Raw genomic sequence first — 17,016 nt, forward strand, 5'->3', positions numbered from 1 at the left:
ACGGTTACGATTAGACAAAGGGGGAGCATGAATGGTCGACAAAATCGACTTGTCTGCGGGAGCGTCCGGCACTCAGAACGGAGCTTCGGAATATGGCGTGGACGACATTCAAGTGCTCGAAGGGCTTGTGGCAGTTCGCAAACGGCCGGGCATGTATATTGGGAGCACCAGTTCTTCGGGACTACATCATTTGGTATGGGAAATTGTGGACAACGCGGTTGATGAGCATCTTGCCAAATTTTGCTCCCGCATTGACATTACAATGCATAAGGACGGTTCCGTTACAGTAACAGACAACGGGCGTGGTATTCCTACGGGAATGCACAAAACGGGAATTCCTACACCTCAGGTTGTATTTACCATTTTGCACGCCGGAGGTAAGTTTGGCGGTTCGGGATATAAAAAGTCCGGGGGTCTGCACGGTGTGGGCGCGTCAGTAACGAACGCTCTTTCGGAATGGCTTGAAGTGGAAATTTACCGGGACGGCAAGATTCACCGTCAGCGGTTTGAATATTGGCAGGACAAGAAAGGCGTGGAGCATGTCGGGGAACCGACCACAGGCCTTGAAGTGCTGGGCAATACCAACAAGACAGGCACGAAAATTACATTTAAACCGGATATTCGCGTATTCCAGGCAGGCATTCATTTCAACTACGATACGCTGGCCGAGCGTCTTCAGGAAATTGCTTTTCTGAACTCGGGTCTCCATATCCAGCTTAAAGATGAGCGCAGCGGGAAATCGGATGAGTATTTTTATGAGGGCGGAGCGAGTCAGTTTGTCGCTTTTCTGAATGAAGGCAAGGACGTGCTGCATGACGTCATTCACTTCAACGCGGAGAAGGAAGACGTTGAGGTGGAAATTGCCATTCAGTACAACGCAGGTTATACCGAAACGATTGCTTCGTTTGTCAACTCCATTCCCACACGCGGTGGGGGTACGCATGAAACGGGCTTCAAAACCGCTTACACCCGTGTCATGAACGACTATGCTCGACGTACGGTAATGCTGAAGGAAAAGGATAAGAATCTGGAAGGCAACGATTTGCGCGAGGGAATGATGGCCGTAATCAGTGTCAAGATGGCTGAGGTTGAATTCGTCGGTCAGACAAAGGATCAACTGGGCAGCGCTTCCGCACGCAGTACAGTGGATGCGATTGTATCGGAGCAGATACAGCGTTTTCTGGAGGAAAATCCGCAGGTCGCGCAAACGTTAATCAAAAAGGCAGTACAGGCGTCCAGAGCGCGTGAAGCAGCACGTAAGGCTCGGGACGAAATGCGTTCTGGCAAGAAACGCAGTGAAAGCTCTAATCTAAACGGCAAGCTATCGCCTGCGCAGTCCAAGGATTTTACACGAAACGAATTGTTTATCGTGGAAGGTGATTCGGCTGGAGGATCGGCGAAGCAGGGACGGGATTCCAAAATTCAGGCTATTTTGCCCTTGAAGGGCAAGCCGATGAATCCGGAGAAATCCAAGCTGGCGGATGTTATGAAAAATGATGAGTACCGCGCGATTACAGCAGCAATCGGGGCGGGGGTAGGAACAGAGTTTACGCTGGAAGACAGCAATTATTCCAAAATCATTATTATGACGGATGCGGATACAGACGGCGCGCACATTCAAGTGCTATTGCTGACGTTCTTTTATCGGTATATGAAAGAGCTGATTGATGCGGGACGCATATTTATCGCTCAACCGCCATTGTATAAGTTAACCCGGAAGTCGGGTAAGCTCGAAACAGTACGTTATGCCTGGACTGACGAGCAGCTTGACAATTACTTAAAGGAATATGGACGGAATTTTGAGCTTCAACGCTATAAAGGACTCGGGGAGATGAATCCTGATCAGTTATGGGAAACGACGATGAATCCCGAGTCACGTACCTTGCTGCGCGTCCAGATTGAGGATGCAGCCAAGGCTGAACGCCGTGTGTCCACATTGATGGGTGACAAAGTTGATCCGCGCAAGCGCTGGATTGTGGAAAACGTAGATTTTACGGAATATGTAGAGTAGTGCTATCAAATGAGGTGTATACATGAGCTTATCGGAGCAATTTTTGCCAGCTTTTCTGGAGGAAGTGGTCGGTGACCGCTTTGGCCGATATTCCAAATATATTATTCAGGATCGGGCGATACCCGATGTGCGGGATGGGTTAAAGCCAGTACAGCGCCGGATTCTATACTCCATGTACGATTCTGGCAACACACCGGATAAAGCATATCGGAAATCTGCCAAAACCGTCGGTGATGTTATGGGTAATTATCACCCCCACGGTGACTCGTCGATTTACGACGGAATGGTGCGGATGGCGCAACCTTGGAAAATGAGTCACGTACTTGTGGACGGTCACGGCAACTGGGGTTCCCAGGACGATGACCCTGCGGCAGCTATGCGGTACACGGAGGCCCGTCTGTCTCCGATCGCGATGGAAATGTTGCGTGACATTGAAAAACGCACGGTTATGTTCAAGGATAACTTTGATAACTCGGCCAAGGAGCCCGTTGTGCTTCCATCCCGTTATCCAAATCTGCTAGTAAACGGCTCCAGTGGGATTTCGGCTGGTTTTGCAACTGAAATTCCGACACACAGCTTACGCGAAGTCATTGACGCCAGCATAGCCGTGATGGAAAAGCCGGAGATTGAGCTGGAAGAGATTATGACCTTTATTAAAGGCCCTGATTTCCCGACTGGCGGACTAATTATGGGTGGCGAAGGCATTAAAGACGCTTATCGTACAGGCAAAGGACGTATTTATATCCGTTCCAAAACGGAAATACAGTCTTTGCGCGGAGGTAAGCAGCAGCTGGTCATTACGGAGATTCCATATCAGATTGTTAAATCAAGGCTCGTAACTGCCATGGAGAATATCCGTCTGGAGAAAAAGGTCGAAGGGATTGCCGAGGTTCGCGACGAGAGTGGACGGAACGGTCTGAGAATTGTGGTGGAGCTGAAAAAGGAAGCTGATGCGGAAGGGATTTTGGCTTATTTGCTGAAAAAAACCGACCTTCAGGTGGCGTACAACTTCAACATGGTAGCTATTGTGAACAAAGCGCCGCATCAGCTTGGATTGAAGTCCATTTTGGAAGCGTATATCGCCCATCAGCGCGAAGTTGTCACACACCGTATCCAGTTTGAGCTGGAGAAGGCGGAGGATCGTGCCCATGTGCTGGAAGGTTTGGTCAAGGCGCTGAACATTCTGGATGAGGTCATTGCGGCCATTAAAGCTTCCAAAAATCGCCAGGACGCGCAAAATAATTTGCAATGGATGTTTGGCTTTAGCGAACGTCAGGCAGATTCTATTTTGACCTTGCAGCTCTATCGTCTCACAAATCTCGAAATCACTACGCTGGAAAAGGAATTAAATGAAATCCAGAAAAAAATTACACAGTACCGTTCTATTTTGGAAAGTGATCGCAAGCTGATCAGTTTGATTCGCAAGGAACTGCTGGAAATTCGTGAAAAGTACGGCATTGAGCGTCGTTCGGACATACAGGGTGAGGTTGAAGAAATTAAGGTAAATCTGGAAGTCATGGTCGGGGCAGAGGATGTATTGCTGACTCTTTCCAAAGACGGCTATGTGAAGCGTACAGGCATGCTGTCCTTTACCCGTTCTGGTGGGGAGCGTTCAGCTTCCGGCGTTAAGGAAGGAGATTATGTCACCCAGTTGCTTGATGTCAACACACTTGATGTGTTGCTCGTCTTCACTCAGCGCGGACAATATTTCTTATTGCCTGTGCACCAGGTGCCGGAGTACAAGTGGAAAGAGCCGGGAACTCCGATTGTTAACGTGATTCCGTTAACCAAGGATGATCGGATCGTGAGTGTCATTCCGATCAAAAACATGGAGGAAATCGGCAAAAGTCTGGTGTTTGTAACGAAGAAGGGGCAAGTGAAGCGAACAGAGCTGAAGGAATATGCAACGAAACGTTCCAGTGCCGTAGCAGCCTGCAAGGTAGCCGGGGACGATGAAGTATTATCGGTAACACTAAGCGACGGTACCCGGGATATTATGCTGATTACCCGTGCGGGGATGAGCATACGCTTCAAGGAGCAAGAGGTTAATGCGATGGGCCGCGTCTCGGCTGGTGTTAAAGGTATACAGCTGGCGGAAGGCGATAAAATTGTCACAGCGCTGTGGGTGGAAGAGGATGAAGGAGAAGTACTGGTGCTGACTGAGTCCGGTTATGGCAAGCGCACGCTTCTGCTGGATTATCCTGCTCAGGGACGAGGTGGTAAAGGAATCACCACCTTTGAATTCAAGGAAGGCAAACGAGTACGTTCGAACGGAACCCAAATCGTGGCTGCCTTCTATTGCCGTGAAGCTATTCAATTATTTGCGATCACAGCAGAAGGACAGAAGATGTCCTTCCTTTCGGAAAAAGCTCCTTTGACCGACCGCAAGGATACAGGCAAGCTGCTGGCTCCTGTGGAGAAGAAGGACGAAATTGTAAATGTGCTGCCGCGTAGTGAGCCGCAGATTTCACAGTCCATAGATTAACAGGAAAGTCAAGCGCTTTTCAGCTCGAAAAAGAGAGGTTCTCTCGTGCCATTCCGGCACGAATGAGGACCTTTTTGCCGTCATGCTGTCGAACCTTGACCAGCCTCCAAAACCGAAGTGAGACTTCCTTCCCCTTTTCATTTGATGCTCCAAAAACGGCAGGAAACCAGGTCTGAATGGCGAAAATTTAATGTGATGAAATACAATCCGGACGGTGGACCATACGGTAACTTTGATGCTTTTACTGACCCGTTATTCAAAGGAGTGAGGCAAAATGCAAACGACCGAATTTGCGAAAATCTGGTCCAGAATGGCTAAGGATTACAAGGTTCATATGGAGCAGCAATTGGCTCCATCATTGACTGAGGCTCAGCTTACGGTGCTGGAGGTTTTGAACGAATACGGCCGTATGAAACCGTCTCAACTGATCCCGTATCTCGCAACCACACCTGCGGCGGTTACAATGCTGCTGGACCGGATGGAGCGGAATCGCCTAGTCACCCGCTTTAGAGACGTAAAGGACCGTAGAATCGTATGGATTGTCATTTCGGATCAAGGGAGAGAAGAAGCGGAACGGGGATTGCAAATAAGGGATAATTTTCTGGGCTCTGCACTAAACCGGATTTCGCAGCATAATCAAAATTTGCTGGTTTATCTGTTGGGTAAAATCACTACAAAGACGAAAACGTCTGCATCGGCAAGCGAGGCAAAGGAAGTAAAGGAACAAATAGAGCGAGCAGAGTAAGCGAAACATGGGTTGAATGAAAAACAGCATACATGAACAGACTGTCTCTTTAATATTCTAAACAAAAAACGCGGATAATGGTGGTCTCCTCGTCATAAGGACGGGAGGGCTATCAGATTTTTAACAAAAAAGAACCCGCAATGCATGTTTATTTGATTACATGCGTTACGGGTTCTTTTTGTATATTGAACTTGAAGTATTAAAAGCTGGATAGCAGGACTTGCCTGTTCAATTTTCAGTTTTGAGCATACTTTCATAAAGCGATTTGGGCCACTCACTCCATGGGAATTGGGCTGGAGGGAATGAGTGGAAGCTCATGTTCTCCTTGCTAACAGGATGCGATGCCCCGGCAAGCAGGGACCAGAGCGCCAACTGTTGACCCGGGCGGCTCAGGTTGCCACCGTATTTTTGATCCCCGTATAGAGGACAGCCGATAGCTTGCATCTGTACACGAATCTGATGCGAGCGTCCGGTGTGTAGCTTAATTTGTACAAGACTGAGTCCATCTGCTTGTCCAAGCACTTGGTATTCTAAAATGGCCTCCTTGGCCCCGGCCGTGCCGGGACGAACTGCCTGAACCGTGTTAGTACGGCTGTCCTTTAGCAGGTGATGGGTCAGACGGCCTTGTGAGGTTGCGGGAACACCACTTAAAACCGCTGCATACATTTTGCGGAAACTACGGCTTCGAACCGACTCTGACAGCCGAGAAGCGGCCTTGGACGTCTTGGCAAAGATCATGGCGCCGCCTACAGGCCGATCCAATCTGTGAACCAGTCCTAAAAAGACATTACCAGGCTTATCGTGTCTGATTTTGAGGTCTTCCTTGAGTAAAGACAGCAGATCAGGATCACCGCTGGCGTCCTCTTGTGTTGGAACGTTGACAGGCTTCACAACGGCCAGAACATGGTTGTCCTCATATAGAACAGGGATATTCGGCTGTGCATGCCCGTGTCGGGTAAGTTCATCTGGAGTCATAAGAGGAATTAAGCCTCCCAGCGTCCGAGAATACCGCAAGGTAAATTCAATCCCGAGCGGGTGATCGGCAATCCGATTTCACCAGCGCTGATTTGTCCGCCGTACTTTTGTTGCATCGTCATGCTCAGCATGTTGCGCAGTACGGTAGGCGAAATCCCTGTGGTATAGGAGTTAATCAGCATGAATAACGGTTGTTCGGAAATGATGCTCATACAGGATTCCAGAAATGGATACAGGCTTTCTTCCAGCTTCCATGTTTCTCCGTTTGGTCCGCGTCCGTAAGAAGGAGGGTCCATAATGATCGCATCATATCGGTTTCCCCGGCGTTGCTCCCGCTGCACGAACTTGAATACGTCGTCTGTGATGAAGCGCACCGGACGGTCGGCTAAACCGGACAATTGCACGTTTTCCTTCGCCCATTGCACCATGCCTTTGGCAGCATCCACGTGGACAACACTCGCTCCAGCATACGCTGCGGCAGTAGTGGCTCCCCCAGTGTAGGCGAACAGGTTCAATACCGAAATCGGTCTGCCTGCGCCTTTGATTTTATCCATCATCCAGCTCCAGTTCGCTGCTTGCTCCGGAAAAAGACCGGTATGCTTGAAGCTGGTCGGTTTAATGTGGAATTTAAGCGGCCCGTAGCTGATCGTCCAACGCTCGGGAGTAGGTTTGTTCATATCCCAGCTACCGCCCCCGGAGGAACTGCGGTGGTAATGTCCATGAACATCGCGCCACTCGGTTGTTTCCTGGGACAAAGGCCATATAATTTGCGGATCAGGCCGCCGCAGGACAATATCGCCCCAACGCTCCAGCTTTTCGCCGCCGCCTGTATCTACTACTTCATAATCTTTCCATTCTTGTGCTACATACATGTACAATCCATCCTTCAGCAGTCAATTCAGGATTAAGGCAGTCCTCTGCTCAAAAATCCCCATATGGAGTCTATTGTACAACAAACCTCAGCAACAATCGAATGATTCCATGGAGAAGCTGGTATTGACAGTTATAGATCCCAGCGTTTTTTGTCGTTTTATGGCGGTTAGTGATATTCAAATATTTGTTATGCTGCAGAATTGTTTATTTTCCAAGTTATTTATTTTCAAGGTATTTAAAAGATGTTGACATTTTTCAATTTTATATTTTATTATGTGATAAATTGTTATATATAATGTTTTCTTATCGAAGATAACAATTTATATAACCTCGACGTTTTTCATCAATTATATCTATGTTACTGGAATATTTAGTTCTAAACTTAAGATTTTAGTCCCCCCCAAAATTTTAACACTTCATAAGTTTATACACTTAAATTACAACTTATTTTACTCACACCACGATATGAAATTTAACACTTCTATTCTGTTTTAAATCTTTTATTAAATTTTTGATTGTGCTATTTAACATCGGAACAACTATCCCCATATATGCATATTAACGCCTGAATGGTAGGGACATTGTTGTTTTACCATACTATTGTAAGGAGGAGAATTTCATGGTATAGAGGATTTACAGTTGTGAATCGTCTATTGAATGGCTACTGATATTTTGGGAAATGAACTGGATTTGGATGAGATTCAAAGATTATAAAAGCAATTTTATGAGAGTCTATAATTATTTGTCCACGGGAGGAATCCGATGAGTAACAGCCTTGAAATCGAAAAAGTGGCTAATTTGACTCCTTTGCAGGAGGGGATGCTCTTTCATACAGTGATGGAGCCGGAATCACAGGCGTATTATGAGCAGGTGCGGATTACCATCCGGGGAGTGCTCAACTTGGAGGCTCTGCAAAAGAGTTTTCAGACTCTGGTACAGCGTCATGAATCGCTTCGTTCGAACATTTACTATAAAAGTGCCTCGCGCGCGCGGCTCATTGTGTTTAAGGAGCGTGAGGCAACCCTTCATTATGAGAACTTGACGGATATCTCTGAGGTAGAGAGAGCTGAAGCGGTTCGTAAATATGCAGACGCAGCCCGGAATGATCGTTACGATCTGAGCAAAGATTTGCTCGTCCGTCTGACCGTGCTTCAAACCCGGACGAACGCATATACGCTGCTTTTAAGCTTTCACCATATTATTATGGATGGCTGGTGCCTCGGAATTGTAAAGGAAGAGTTGTTCGGTGCTTATGAAGCGCTGAAAGCGGGGAAACCTGTGTTACTACCTAGACCGCATTCATTTACCGACTATGCCCGCTGGCTGGATAAGCAGGATAAGGATGCGGCGAAGGAGCACTGGCGCTCCTTACTGGACGGCTATGATCAGCTAGCCGTGCTACCGACTTTACCAGTAGCCCGTGCGCTTCAGGCAGACGACGGGTACTCTTTGTGCAAGATCAAAACACCGCTTGCGGGAGAAACGACCCGTCAATTACGGGCTGTAGCCGAATGCAATGGGGCGACCCTCAGCAGCCTGTTTCTGGCTGCGTGGGGAGTAGTTTTGGGAGGTTACAACCAAAGTGAAGACGTCGTCTTTGGGACGGTTGTTTCTGGTCGCCCCCCTGCACTTAAAGGTGTCGAACAGATGTTAGGACTGTTTATTAATACCATACCTGTACGAATAAAATTGGAGGCGGCACAGTCATTCTCACAACTCCTTCGTGTAGTGCAGCAGATGGCCGTTCAATCACAGACATACGACTATTGCTCACTAGCTGAAATTCAGTCTCAGTCGGCGCTCAAGCAGCAACTACTGGATCATTTCTTCGTATTTGAAAACTACCCGTTTGAGGATATGATCGGCCAATCTGATCTGGAGGAACGGCTTGGATTCATCGTGGAGGACGCCCATTTGTACGAAGAAACACCTTACCATTTCAATATTGAAGTGGAAGATGGAAAAGGACTGAACTTTATACTTTCTTACAACAGTCATGTCTATAGCGATGAAGCCATGACACGATTAGCTGGACATCTGGAACATGTGCTCGTGCAGATTGCGCATACACCGGAAATCCTGCTGCGGGACATCCTTTTGCTGACCGCTACAGAAGAGACGGAACTGACGAAGGTATGGAGCGGACCCGTTGCCGAATATCCTGTCGGGACGCTTCATGAGTTATTCGAGGCACAGGCAAAGCGGATACCGGAGCAGATCGCTGTGATTTATGAAGAAACTGCGCTGACCTATCGTGAGTTGAATGATAGGTCGAATCGACTGGCCCGTACACTACGTAGTCATGGTGTGACAACAGACCGCTTGGTCGGTTTAATGGCTGATCGGTCAGTGGATATGATCGTTGGCATTCTCGGCATCTTAAAGGCCGGGGGCGCTTATGTGCCCATTGATCCAGCATATCCAGAAGAACGCATCCGCTACATGCTGGACGACTCGGGAGCAGATCTGTTGTTGACACAAAATCATCTGGTGGAGAACGTAGCCTTCGACGGTAAGATATTGGTGCTAAGTGGGGAGCCGTCGGTATATCACAAGGATGGTTCAAATCTGGAGCCAGTATCTGGCCCTAACGCTTTGGCCTACATGATTTACACCTCAGGAACGACCGGGCAGCCGAAAGGAGTCATGATTGAGCAAGACAGCGTAAGCAATCTTGTCCATGCTTTGGCTGAGCGCGTGTACAGCCGTTATGACCAACCTTTACAGGTGGCGTGGCTGTCAGCGTATGTGTTTGACGCCTCAGTACAGCAGATATTTGCAAGTCTGCTGCTAGGCCACACGTTGCACATCGTTTCGCGCGAGGTCAGTTTAAATGGGGAGCAGCTTATCGCCTACTACCGAAAGCACCAGATCGACCTATCGGATGGCACGCCAGCACATTTGTACATTTTGAGCGAAACCATCTCGGTAACGGAATCGCCAGGAGTAAGGCATTTCCTGATTGGTGGCGAGGCGTTGCAGGTGCAGTTGGTAAACGGATTCCTGCATAAATGGTCCGGGTATCATCCAGCCATTACGAATGTATATGGCCCCACAGAAACGACGGTAGATGCAACCGCTTATACGATTGAAGGGTCAGAAGACCTGAATGTCCTTCTGGAAAAAGGAGTACATACATTATCCATTGGAACTCCGCTAGCCAATGAATCGGTGTACATTCTGGATGCACATCACAAACCGGTGCCGATTGGTGTTGGTGGTGAGCTGTACATCAGTGGTGCAGGTGTAGCGCGGGGGTATTGGAATCGTGCGGAGCTGACGGCAGAGAAATTTGTGGCCAATCCGTTTGCGGATGGAGAAATAGGCTATGAACGGATGTACCGTACAGGCGATTTGGCGAGATGGATGCCAGATGGAAACATCGAGTTTCTGGGCCGAATCGACCATCAGGTGAAAATCCGGGGATATCGGATTGAACTGGGCGAGGTCGAATCGCAGTTACTGAGAGTAGAACGGGTACGAGAAGCGGTAGTGATTTCCCGTGCAGACGAAACAGGACAAATGCTGATGGTGGCGTACTACGTCGCCGGGCAGGAAATCGGCGCAGCCGAGTTGAGAAGACAGCTAGGCCAGAAAATTCCAAGTTATATGGTGCCATCGTACTTCGTACAACTGGAGCGTATGCCTTTAACCCCGAATGGTAAAATCGACCGCAATGCACTGCCAGCACCGGAAGGCAGCCTGCAGAGCGAAGTGGAACATATCGCAGCACGGACGTGGGTGGAATCGAAATTGGCTCAAATCTGGCAGGATGTGCTGGGCTTGACGCAGGTTGGCGTGAAGGAAAACTTCTTTGAAATTGGCGGACATTCACTACGAGCGATGACGCTGGTCTCAAAGATTCATAAAGAATTGGACAAACTACTTCCGCTACGTAGTATTTTTGAAGCTCCAACGATTGAGCAGTTGGCGGTTGTGATTGAAATTATGGATCAAGTGGCGTACGCATCGATTCCGGTGACGGAAGAGCGTGCCTACTACCCGCTGTCCTCCGCACAAAAACGGATGTATGTGCTGCATCGGATCGATCCGGATGATGTAAACTACAACATGCCCGCGGTGATCCAGGTGAGTGGCCTGTTGGATGTGAAACGGGTGGAAGAAGCGTTTCGTCAGATAATTTTGCGCCATGCGACCCTTCGTACTAGCTTTGAATTGGTGAACGGTGAGCCTATACAGCGGATTCAGGACACGGTACCATTCGAAGTGGAGTATATGAAGATAGAAGAACAACAGACCGTAACGGATGTGCTTGCTATAGAGGCAAAAATAGAGACGCTTGTTCGCGCCTTTGTGCGTCCATTTCATTTGCAAGCCGCTCCGCTGTTGCGAGTAGCATTGGTAGATCTAGCCGTACAAAAAATAGATGAAGAACCGCAGCATCTTTTGATGGTCGACATGCATCATATCATCTCTGACGGTATGTCGACGGGGGTTTTGACCAACGAATTTGTTCAATTGTATAGAGGTAAGGAGCTATCTCCGTTGCGTATTCAATACAAAGACTACGCCGTATGGCAGCAAAGTGAAGCACAACAGGACTGGATGAAACGTCAGGAAGCATATTGGCTCAATACTTTTCAGGGCGAGCTGCCTGTGCTGGATCTGCCAACTGACTTTGTACGCCCCGCGGTACGGAGCACGTCCGGCGACACGGTGATGTTCGGATTGGAGAGCGAAGTTAGCGAACGCTTGAAAGAACTGGCAGCACAAACCGGCTCCACGCTGTACATAGTACTGCTGGCAGCATACACAGCACTGCTGTATCAGTACACGGGGCAGGAAGATATTATTGTCGGCACCCCGATCGCCGGACGTCCACATGCCGATTTGGAACCCATCATTGGGATGTTTGTCGGAACCCTCGCACTACGCAATTATCCGACCGCAGAGCAGACGTTCCGTAGCTACGTAGAAGACGTAAAAACACGTGCCTTGCAAGCCTACGAGCATCAGGACTATCCGTTTGAGACACTGGTGGACCAATTGAATGTCAAGCGGGATATGAGCCGGAATCCACTGTTCGATACGATGTTTGTGCTGCAAAACACGGAGCAAAGCGAACTGAAGCTCAAAGACCTGAGCTTTCGTCCATATGAAATGGAGCAGACTCCAGCTAAATTCGACCTGACGCTGGAAGCGAGCGAGGAAGAGGCGGGTATCCAATTAAGATTGCAGTATGCGACTACACTATACCAGCGGAAAACGATAGAGCAGATCACGCGCCACTTTGTGCGGTTGGCTGAAGCAATTACGGCGAATCCGGATACGACACTGGGTGAGCTGGAATGGATCACACTACAAGAAACGGTACATGTATTGAAAGCACATCAAGACCGTAAGAAAGCCTCACGTTACTGGGACGAATACCTGGGAGGGTATGAAGAGCAGGTTCGTTTGCCACAGGCTAAAATGTCAGGTAAGGCAGGATATCAGGCGGAGCGTTTAGATTTTGATCTGGGCGCAAGCCTGACTGCCGGAATTCAGCAGATTGCCCAGCGTGATCAGGTGACGATAAGTACGTTGGTACAAACCGTTTGGGGCATTTTGCTCCAAAAATATAACGGTACGGATGATGTCGTGTTTGGCAATGTGGTTTTAGACAGTACTTCGGATATGCAGAATGCCGAGCCCAAGATCGGTTTGTCCCTTCTGAATCCGGTGCCCGTACGCATCACCAGCAACGAGGGCAGTCTTTTTTCCGATGTGATGAAGCAAAATCAGGAAAAATCCAGGGTTTCCCTTCTTTATTGCACATATCCACTGGATGATATCCAAGCGCTGACGGAGCTAAAGCAGGATTTGATCAACCACAGAATCATTTTTGCAAATGCTTTGGCGAAGGAACAAATGGAGCAGCGGGATGACGGTAGGGAGGCCGGCTTCAGCATTTCGGGGATCGAGTCTGTTGAGACAACGAGCTATGACTTTAACCTGTTGGTACGATCAGGGGAAACAATCCAAACGAGCTTTTGCTACAATGCACGGGTATTTGGGTACGAAAGTATAGAGCAAATTCAGGGGCATTTGTTGCAATTGCTAGAGCAGGTAGTGGCGAACCCGGACATCCGGGTGCATGAGCTGGATGTGGTGACTGAGTCGGAGCGAGAGCAAATCGTTGGTATTTGGGGTGATACAACGGCAGAACATCCACGTGAGCAAACGATTCACGAGTTGTTTGAAGCGCAAGCAGCGCAGACACCAGAGCAGGCGGCATTGTTCTTCGAGGGAGAGCAACTGACTTACCGCGAATTAAACGAGCGTGCAAATCGCCTGGCTCGTACCTTGCGGAGTCTTGGTGTGACGACAGACCGTTTAGTCGGTCTGATGACCGAGCGTTCGTTGGATATGGTCGTGGGCATCTTCGCGATATTAAAAGCGGGAGGCGCATACGTACCTTTAGATCCAACGTATCCAGAAGAGCGTATCCGCTACATGCTTGACGATTCCGGAGCGGACATTTTATTGACTCAAAGCCGACTGGCGGAAAAAGTGACCTTCGACGGCAAAGTGCTGATACTGGACGGGGGACAGGCGGAGAACGCAACGGCTGCTGTGAATGCTCTTTTCACAGAAACACAGGCAGCTACATCAAATGAAACGGCTCAGAATCGCTTCATCTACACGTCCGTGTATCACGAGGATGGTTCCAATCTGGAGTCCGTGTCTGGCTCTAACGATCTGGCGTATGTGATCTATACGTCAGGAACCACAGGACAACCGAAAGGAGTTATGGTGGAGCATCGTGGGCTGTGTAATCTGAAAACGTATTTCGATCAGACGCTACACATAGGCTTGTCAGACCATACGCTGCTATTCGCCAGTTATTCGTTTGATGTCGCTTGCTGGGAAATATTTCAGGCGTTGTTCTGTGGGGCAACGTTATACGTACCGACGATGGGAACGATTTTGGATTACCAGGAGTTTGAGCAGTATATCGCTGAGCACCGAATTACAGTTTTGATGTTGCCACCGACATACGCGGTGTATCTGGAACCGGGGCGAATGCCGAACCTGCGTATTCTCCTTACAGCGGGATCGGCGGCAACGACGGAGCTGGTGAACAAGTGGAAGGATGGGGTGGTGTATTACAATGCCTATGGCCCAACGGAAGACTCGATCATAACGTCAATCTGGCCCTTACCCGAAGATTCAAGCGCAGTTGAGGTGATTTCTATCGGACGTCCGGTGCCGAACCACCGGGTATATGTCGTAGATGTACATGGACATTTAGCACCAGTAGGTGTAGCAGGAGAATTGTGTGTTTCGGGAGACGGATTGGCGCGCGGATATCTGCATCTTCCTGAGCTGACGGATGAGAAATTTATACCGAATCCGTTTGCGGACGGAGAAGCGGGATATGAGCGGATGTACCGGACGGGGGACTTGGCGAGATGGATGCCGGACGGAAACATTGAGCATCTGGGGCGCATAGACCACCAGGTGAAAATCCGGGGCTACCGGATTGAGCTGGGCGAGGTTGAAGCCAGTATGCTGAAGGTAGAGAAGGTACAAGAGGTGATCGTGTTGGCCCATGAGGACGAGCAGGGGCAACATCAACTCGTCGCATACTATGTGGCAGAACAGGAGGTAAGTACAGGTGAGCTACGCAGATTGCTCAGCGAGAAACTGCCGAACTACATGGTGCCTTCGTTCTTCGTACAACTGGAGCACATGCCACTGACACCGAACGGAAAAATCGACCGTAAGGCACTGCCTGTACTCGAATGGGCAAGTCATTCGGATATGGGATACGTCGCTCCAAGAAATGAAGTGGAACAACAATTGGCGCACCTCTGGCAAGCAGTGCTCGGTGTAGAAAAGGTAGGCATCGACGATAACTTCTTTGAACTCGGAGGCCATTCTTTAAAGGCCATTCAGCTCGTCTCCAAAGCACAGGAATCAGGTATTCTGTTGGGTATACATCAAGTGCTGCAACATCAAACCATTCGAATCTTGTCCGATCTGTTATCTGTTGACGACGTTGATTCAAAGCAAGACACAGGAATTACGGACTTCATGGAAACCGAACAATGGATTAGCGAAACCTTTGGCGTACAGGCTATGATTGAACCTGTAGCTGCCAATGAGCGGAACTATTTGCTTTTGCATGTGCATCCATTCCGTGCAGATCAGGTGGATGAGATCGCAGCGACGATCTCATCCCATGTCCATCCCGACCTGCATCCCCATTATATTGTTCCAATGGGTAAGAAGGACGCAAGCCAAATGCTCAGAACAGAGCACACAGACATTGAACAAACAGATGAGGAACAAGAAAACAATCTTCAACGTCAGGCTGAGGAATGGATTCCAAAAATCGCCAAAATGAATGCGCACTGGAATGAAAATATACTTAGTACAGAGGTTATCCATCGTTTTTTGCTGGCACCTGCTCAGCATTACCATTTGCTGCATCCTGCCTCCTCAGGTACGGTGATCCGGCTGGACCGTTACGTGGATATGGAACGTCTGTCTACAGCAGTACGGCAGCTCATTCATCGTCATGAATTACTGAGAAGTGTGCTTGTACAATCCGATGGTGTCTGGCAATGGGAAGTACGGTCAACACCAGAGAACATTTCTGTACCTCGTGTGGATCTTTCAGCCTATCCGGTGCAGACACAACAGCAGCTTCTTTCATCCATCATGTCGAACCTGTATTTTGAACCGTATGAGCAGACACAAACTCTGCAATATCGGATACTGCTGGTTCAATTAAACCTGCGGGAACATCTGCTGTTGCTGCCATGCTCACACATCATTTTTGATGGTACGAGCGGCGTAGTTTTGCATAGCCAACTCCTTGAAGCATACGATCATACACAGCAGGCGGAGACAACGGAAACATTGCATTACCGGGATTATGTGGATCATATCCGTCAAGGCCCTCGGGAAATCTGTGATCAGCAAATTGTGGAGCAATTCAAGCTCCTATCGTTTGAGGACAATAATAGTCGCATCCATGAACGTACCCGGGAGTACAACAATGCAGAATCTACCCAGTACATTTGGGAACTGAGGATACATGATATTCCAACGAGAAATGGGGCTGTAGGCCTGTGGGATATTTCATTGCAAATGGCATTCCAGTTCTTTAGCAGCTACTTTCACATGTCAGAGGTCCCACTTTGGATGACGCAGTATGGAAGACAGTATGGGGAGCGGAACTACTTCGGATTGGTGGGAGAATTTATTGACCATATCCCCGTTTTATTCCAGAAGGAAGGGGCGACATCCTATGAAAACGATATTCAGAGGCAATTGGATGTTACCTCAACTCATCATTTGAACTTTTTAAATCTGATCTTTAACGAAGAGTTGGAACAGGCTTACCCACAATCAAGCAGTCTTCTAAAAAAGGGGTTTGAACAGCTGCCTATTGTGTTCAACTATTTGGGGGAAATGCGTGAAGATTTGAATATGCTCAGCGCTTTGAATACGAGGAAAGAGCAGGCTGGCGGGGGAAAAGTGATTTTCTTTGAGTCTACACATACAGAAAGTGTTCTTCAAATTACTTTGCTCCTTCCGTATAAGGAAAACAGCGCGGAACTCCATCGAATCTTCCAAGCTGCAAATGATAAGATTCTATCAGATCTGATCGTAACTCAGTAAGGAAGCGAGACGTATTCCTTTAAGAAAATCGATAGACGAAAAATGTCAGGGTCCTAACAATAGGGCGTGGCATTTTTCGTATGTCGCTCATGAAAGTACAGGGTAGCGTACAGCACTTTTGATGCAAAGGATTGATGGCTACCATTTTAAAATGAAATCAATCCCATAACCACTGAACAATGGCTGGATTACGCAGAGCTGACAGGCATAGAAGCCGTCGTCATTGACAACAACACGAACAGCCGCATGTTTTGCGGCTGTTTTGCGTATGTTTTACCAAGCATAAAACAC

The 17,016-nt window shown here is 48.4% G+C and carries 5 protein-coding genes and 1 pseudogene; 4 read left to right on the forward strand and 2 right to left on the reverse strand.

The window, feature by feature from the left end; translation table 11 throughout:
* Positions 1 to 31 precede the first annotated feature (31 nt).
* The 3 genes from parE (at position 32) to ACWGOO_RS10665 (ending at position 5,241) form a co-directional block, all read left to right on the forward strand.
* A complete protein-coding gene (gene parE, locus ACWGOO_RS10655; RefSeq protein WP_452483159.1) occupies positions 32 to 2,011 on the forward strand; it encodes a DNA topoisomerase IV subunit B in 1,980 nt (659 codons plus the stop codon).
* A gap of 22 nt (positions 2,012 to 2,033) precedes the next feature.
* Positions 2,034 to 4,496, forward strand: a complete 2,463-nt coding sequence (gene gyrA / locus ACWGOO_RS10660; protein WP_452483161.1) for a DNA gyrase subunit A — start codon at positions 2,034 to 2,036, stop codon at positions 4,494 to 4,496.
* Positions 4,497 to 4,770: 274 nt separating this feature from the next.
* Positions 4,771 to 5,241, forward strand: a complete 471-nt coding sequence (locus tag ACWGOO_RS10665) for a MarR family winged helix-turn-helix transcriptional regulator (protein ID WP_452483163.1) — start codon at positions 4,771 to 4,773, stop codon at positions 5,239 to 5,241.
* 228 nt (positions 5,242 to 5,469) lie between these two features.
* Here the strand turns inward: ACWGOO_RS10665 and ACWGOO_RS10670 are convergent, their stop codons facing one another.
* Together ACWGOO_RS10670 and ACWGOO_RS10675 are read right to left on the reverse strand one after the other, a co-directional pair.
* Positions 5,470 to 6,216: an RluA family pseudouridine synthase gene (locus ACWGOO_RS10670; RefSeq protein WP_452483165.1), complete on the reverse strand. Its 747-nt coding sequence runs from the start codon at positions 6,214 to 6,216 to the stop codon at positions 5,470 to 5,472.
* 8 nt (positions 6,217 to 6,224) lie between these two features.
* Positions 6,225 to 7,088: a class I SAM-dependent methyltransferase gene (locus ACWGOO_RS10675; protein WP_452483167.1), complete on the reverse strand. Its 864-nt coding sequence runs from the start codon at positions 7,086 to 7,088 to the stop codon at positions 6,225 to 6,227.
* 763 nt (positions 7,089 to 7,851) lie between these two features.
* Between ACWGOO_RS10675 and ACWGOO_RS10680 the strand changes: the two are divergent.
* Positions 7,852 to 16,725, forward strand: a pseudogene (locus tag ACWGOO_RS10680) (amino acid adenylation domain-containing protein); the annotation flags it as partial.
* Positions 16,726 to 17,016 lie beyond the last annotated feature (291 nt).

The organism is Paenibacillus sp. NPDC055715 (assembly GCF_053617595.1).

Coding starts and splice junctions, on each gene's coding strand:
- ACWGOO_RS10675 (WP_452483167.1), bottom strand. CDS start 7,088: ATGTATGTAGCACAAGAATGGAAAGATTATGAAGTAGTAGATACAGGC.
- ACWGOO_RS10665 (WP_452483163.1), top strand. CDS start 4,771: ATGCAAACGACCGAATTTGCGAAAATCTGGTCCAGAATGGCTAAGGAT.
- parE (WP_452483159.1), top strand. CDS start 32: ATGGTCGACAAAATCGACTTGTCTGCGGGAGCGTCCGGCACTCAGAAC.
- ACWGOO_RS10670 (WP_452483165.1), bottom strand. CDS start 6,216: ATGACTCCAGATGAACTTACCCGACACGGGCATGCACAGCCGAATATC.
- gyrA (WP_452483161.1), top strand. CDS start 2,034: ATGAGCTTATCGGAGCAATTTTTGCCAGCTTTTCTGGAGGAAGTGGTC.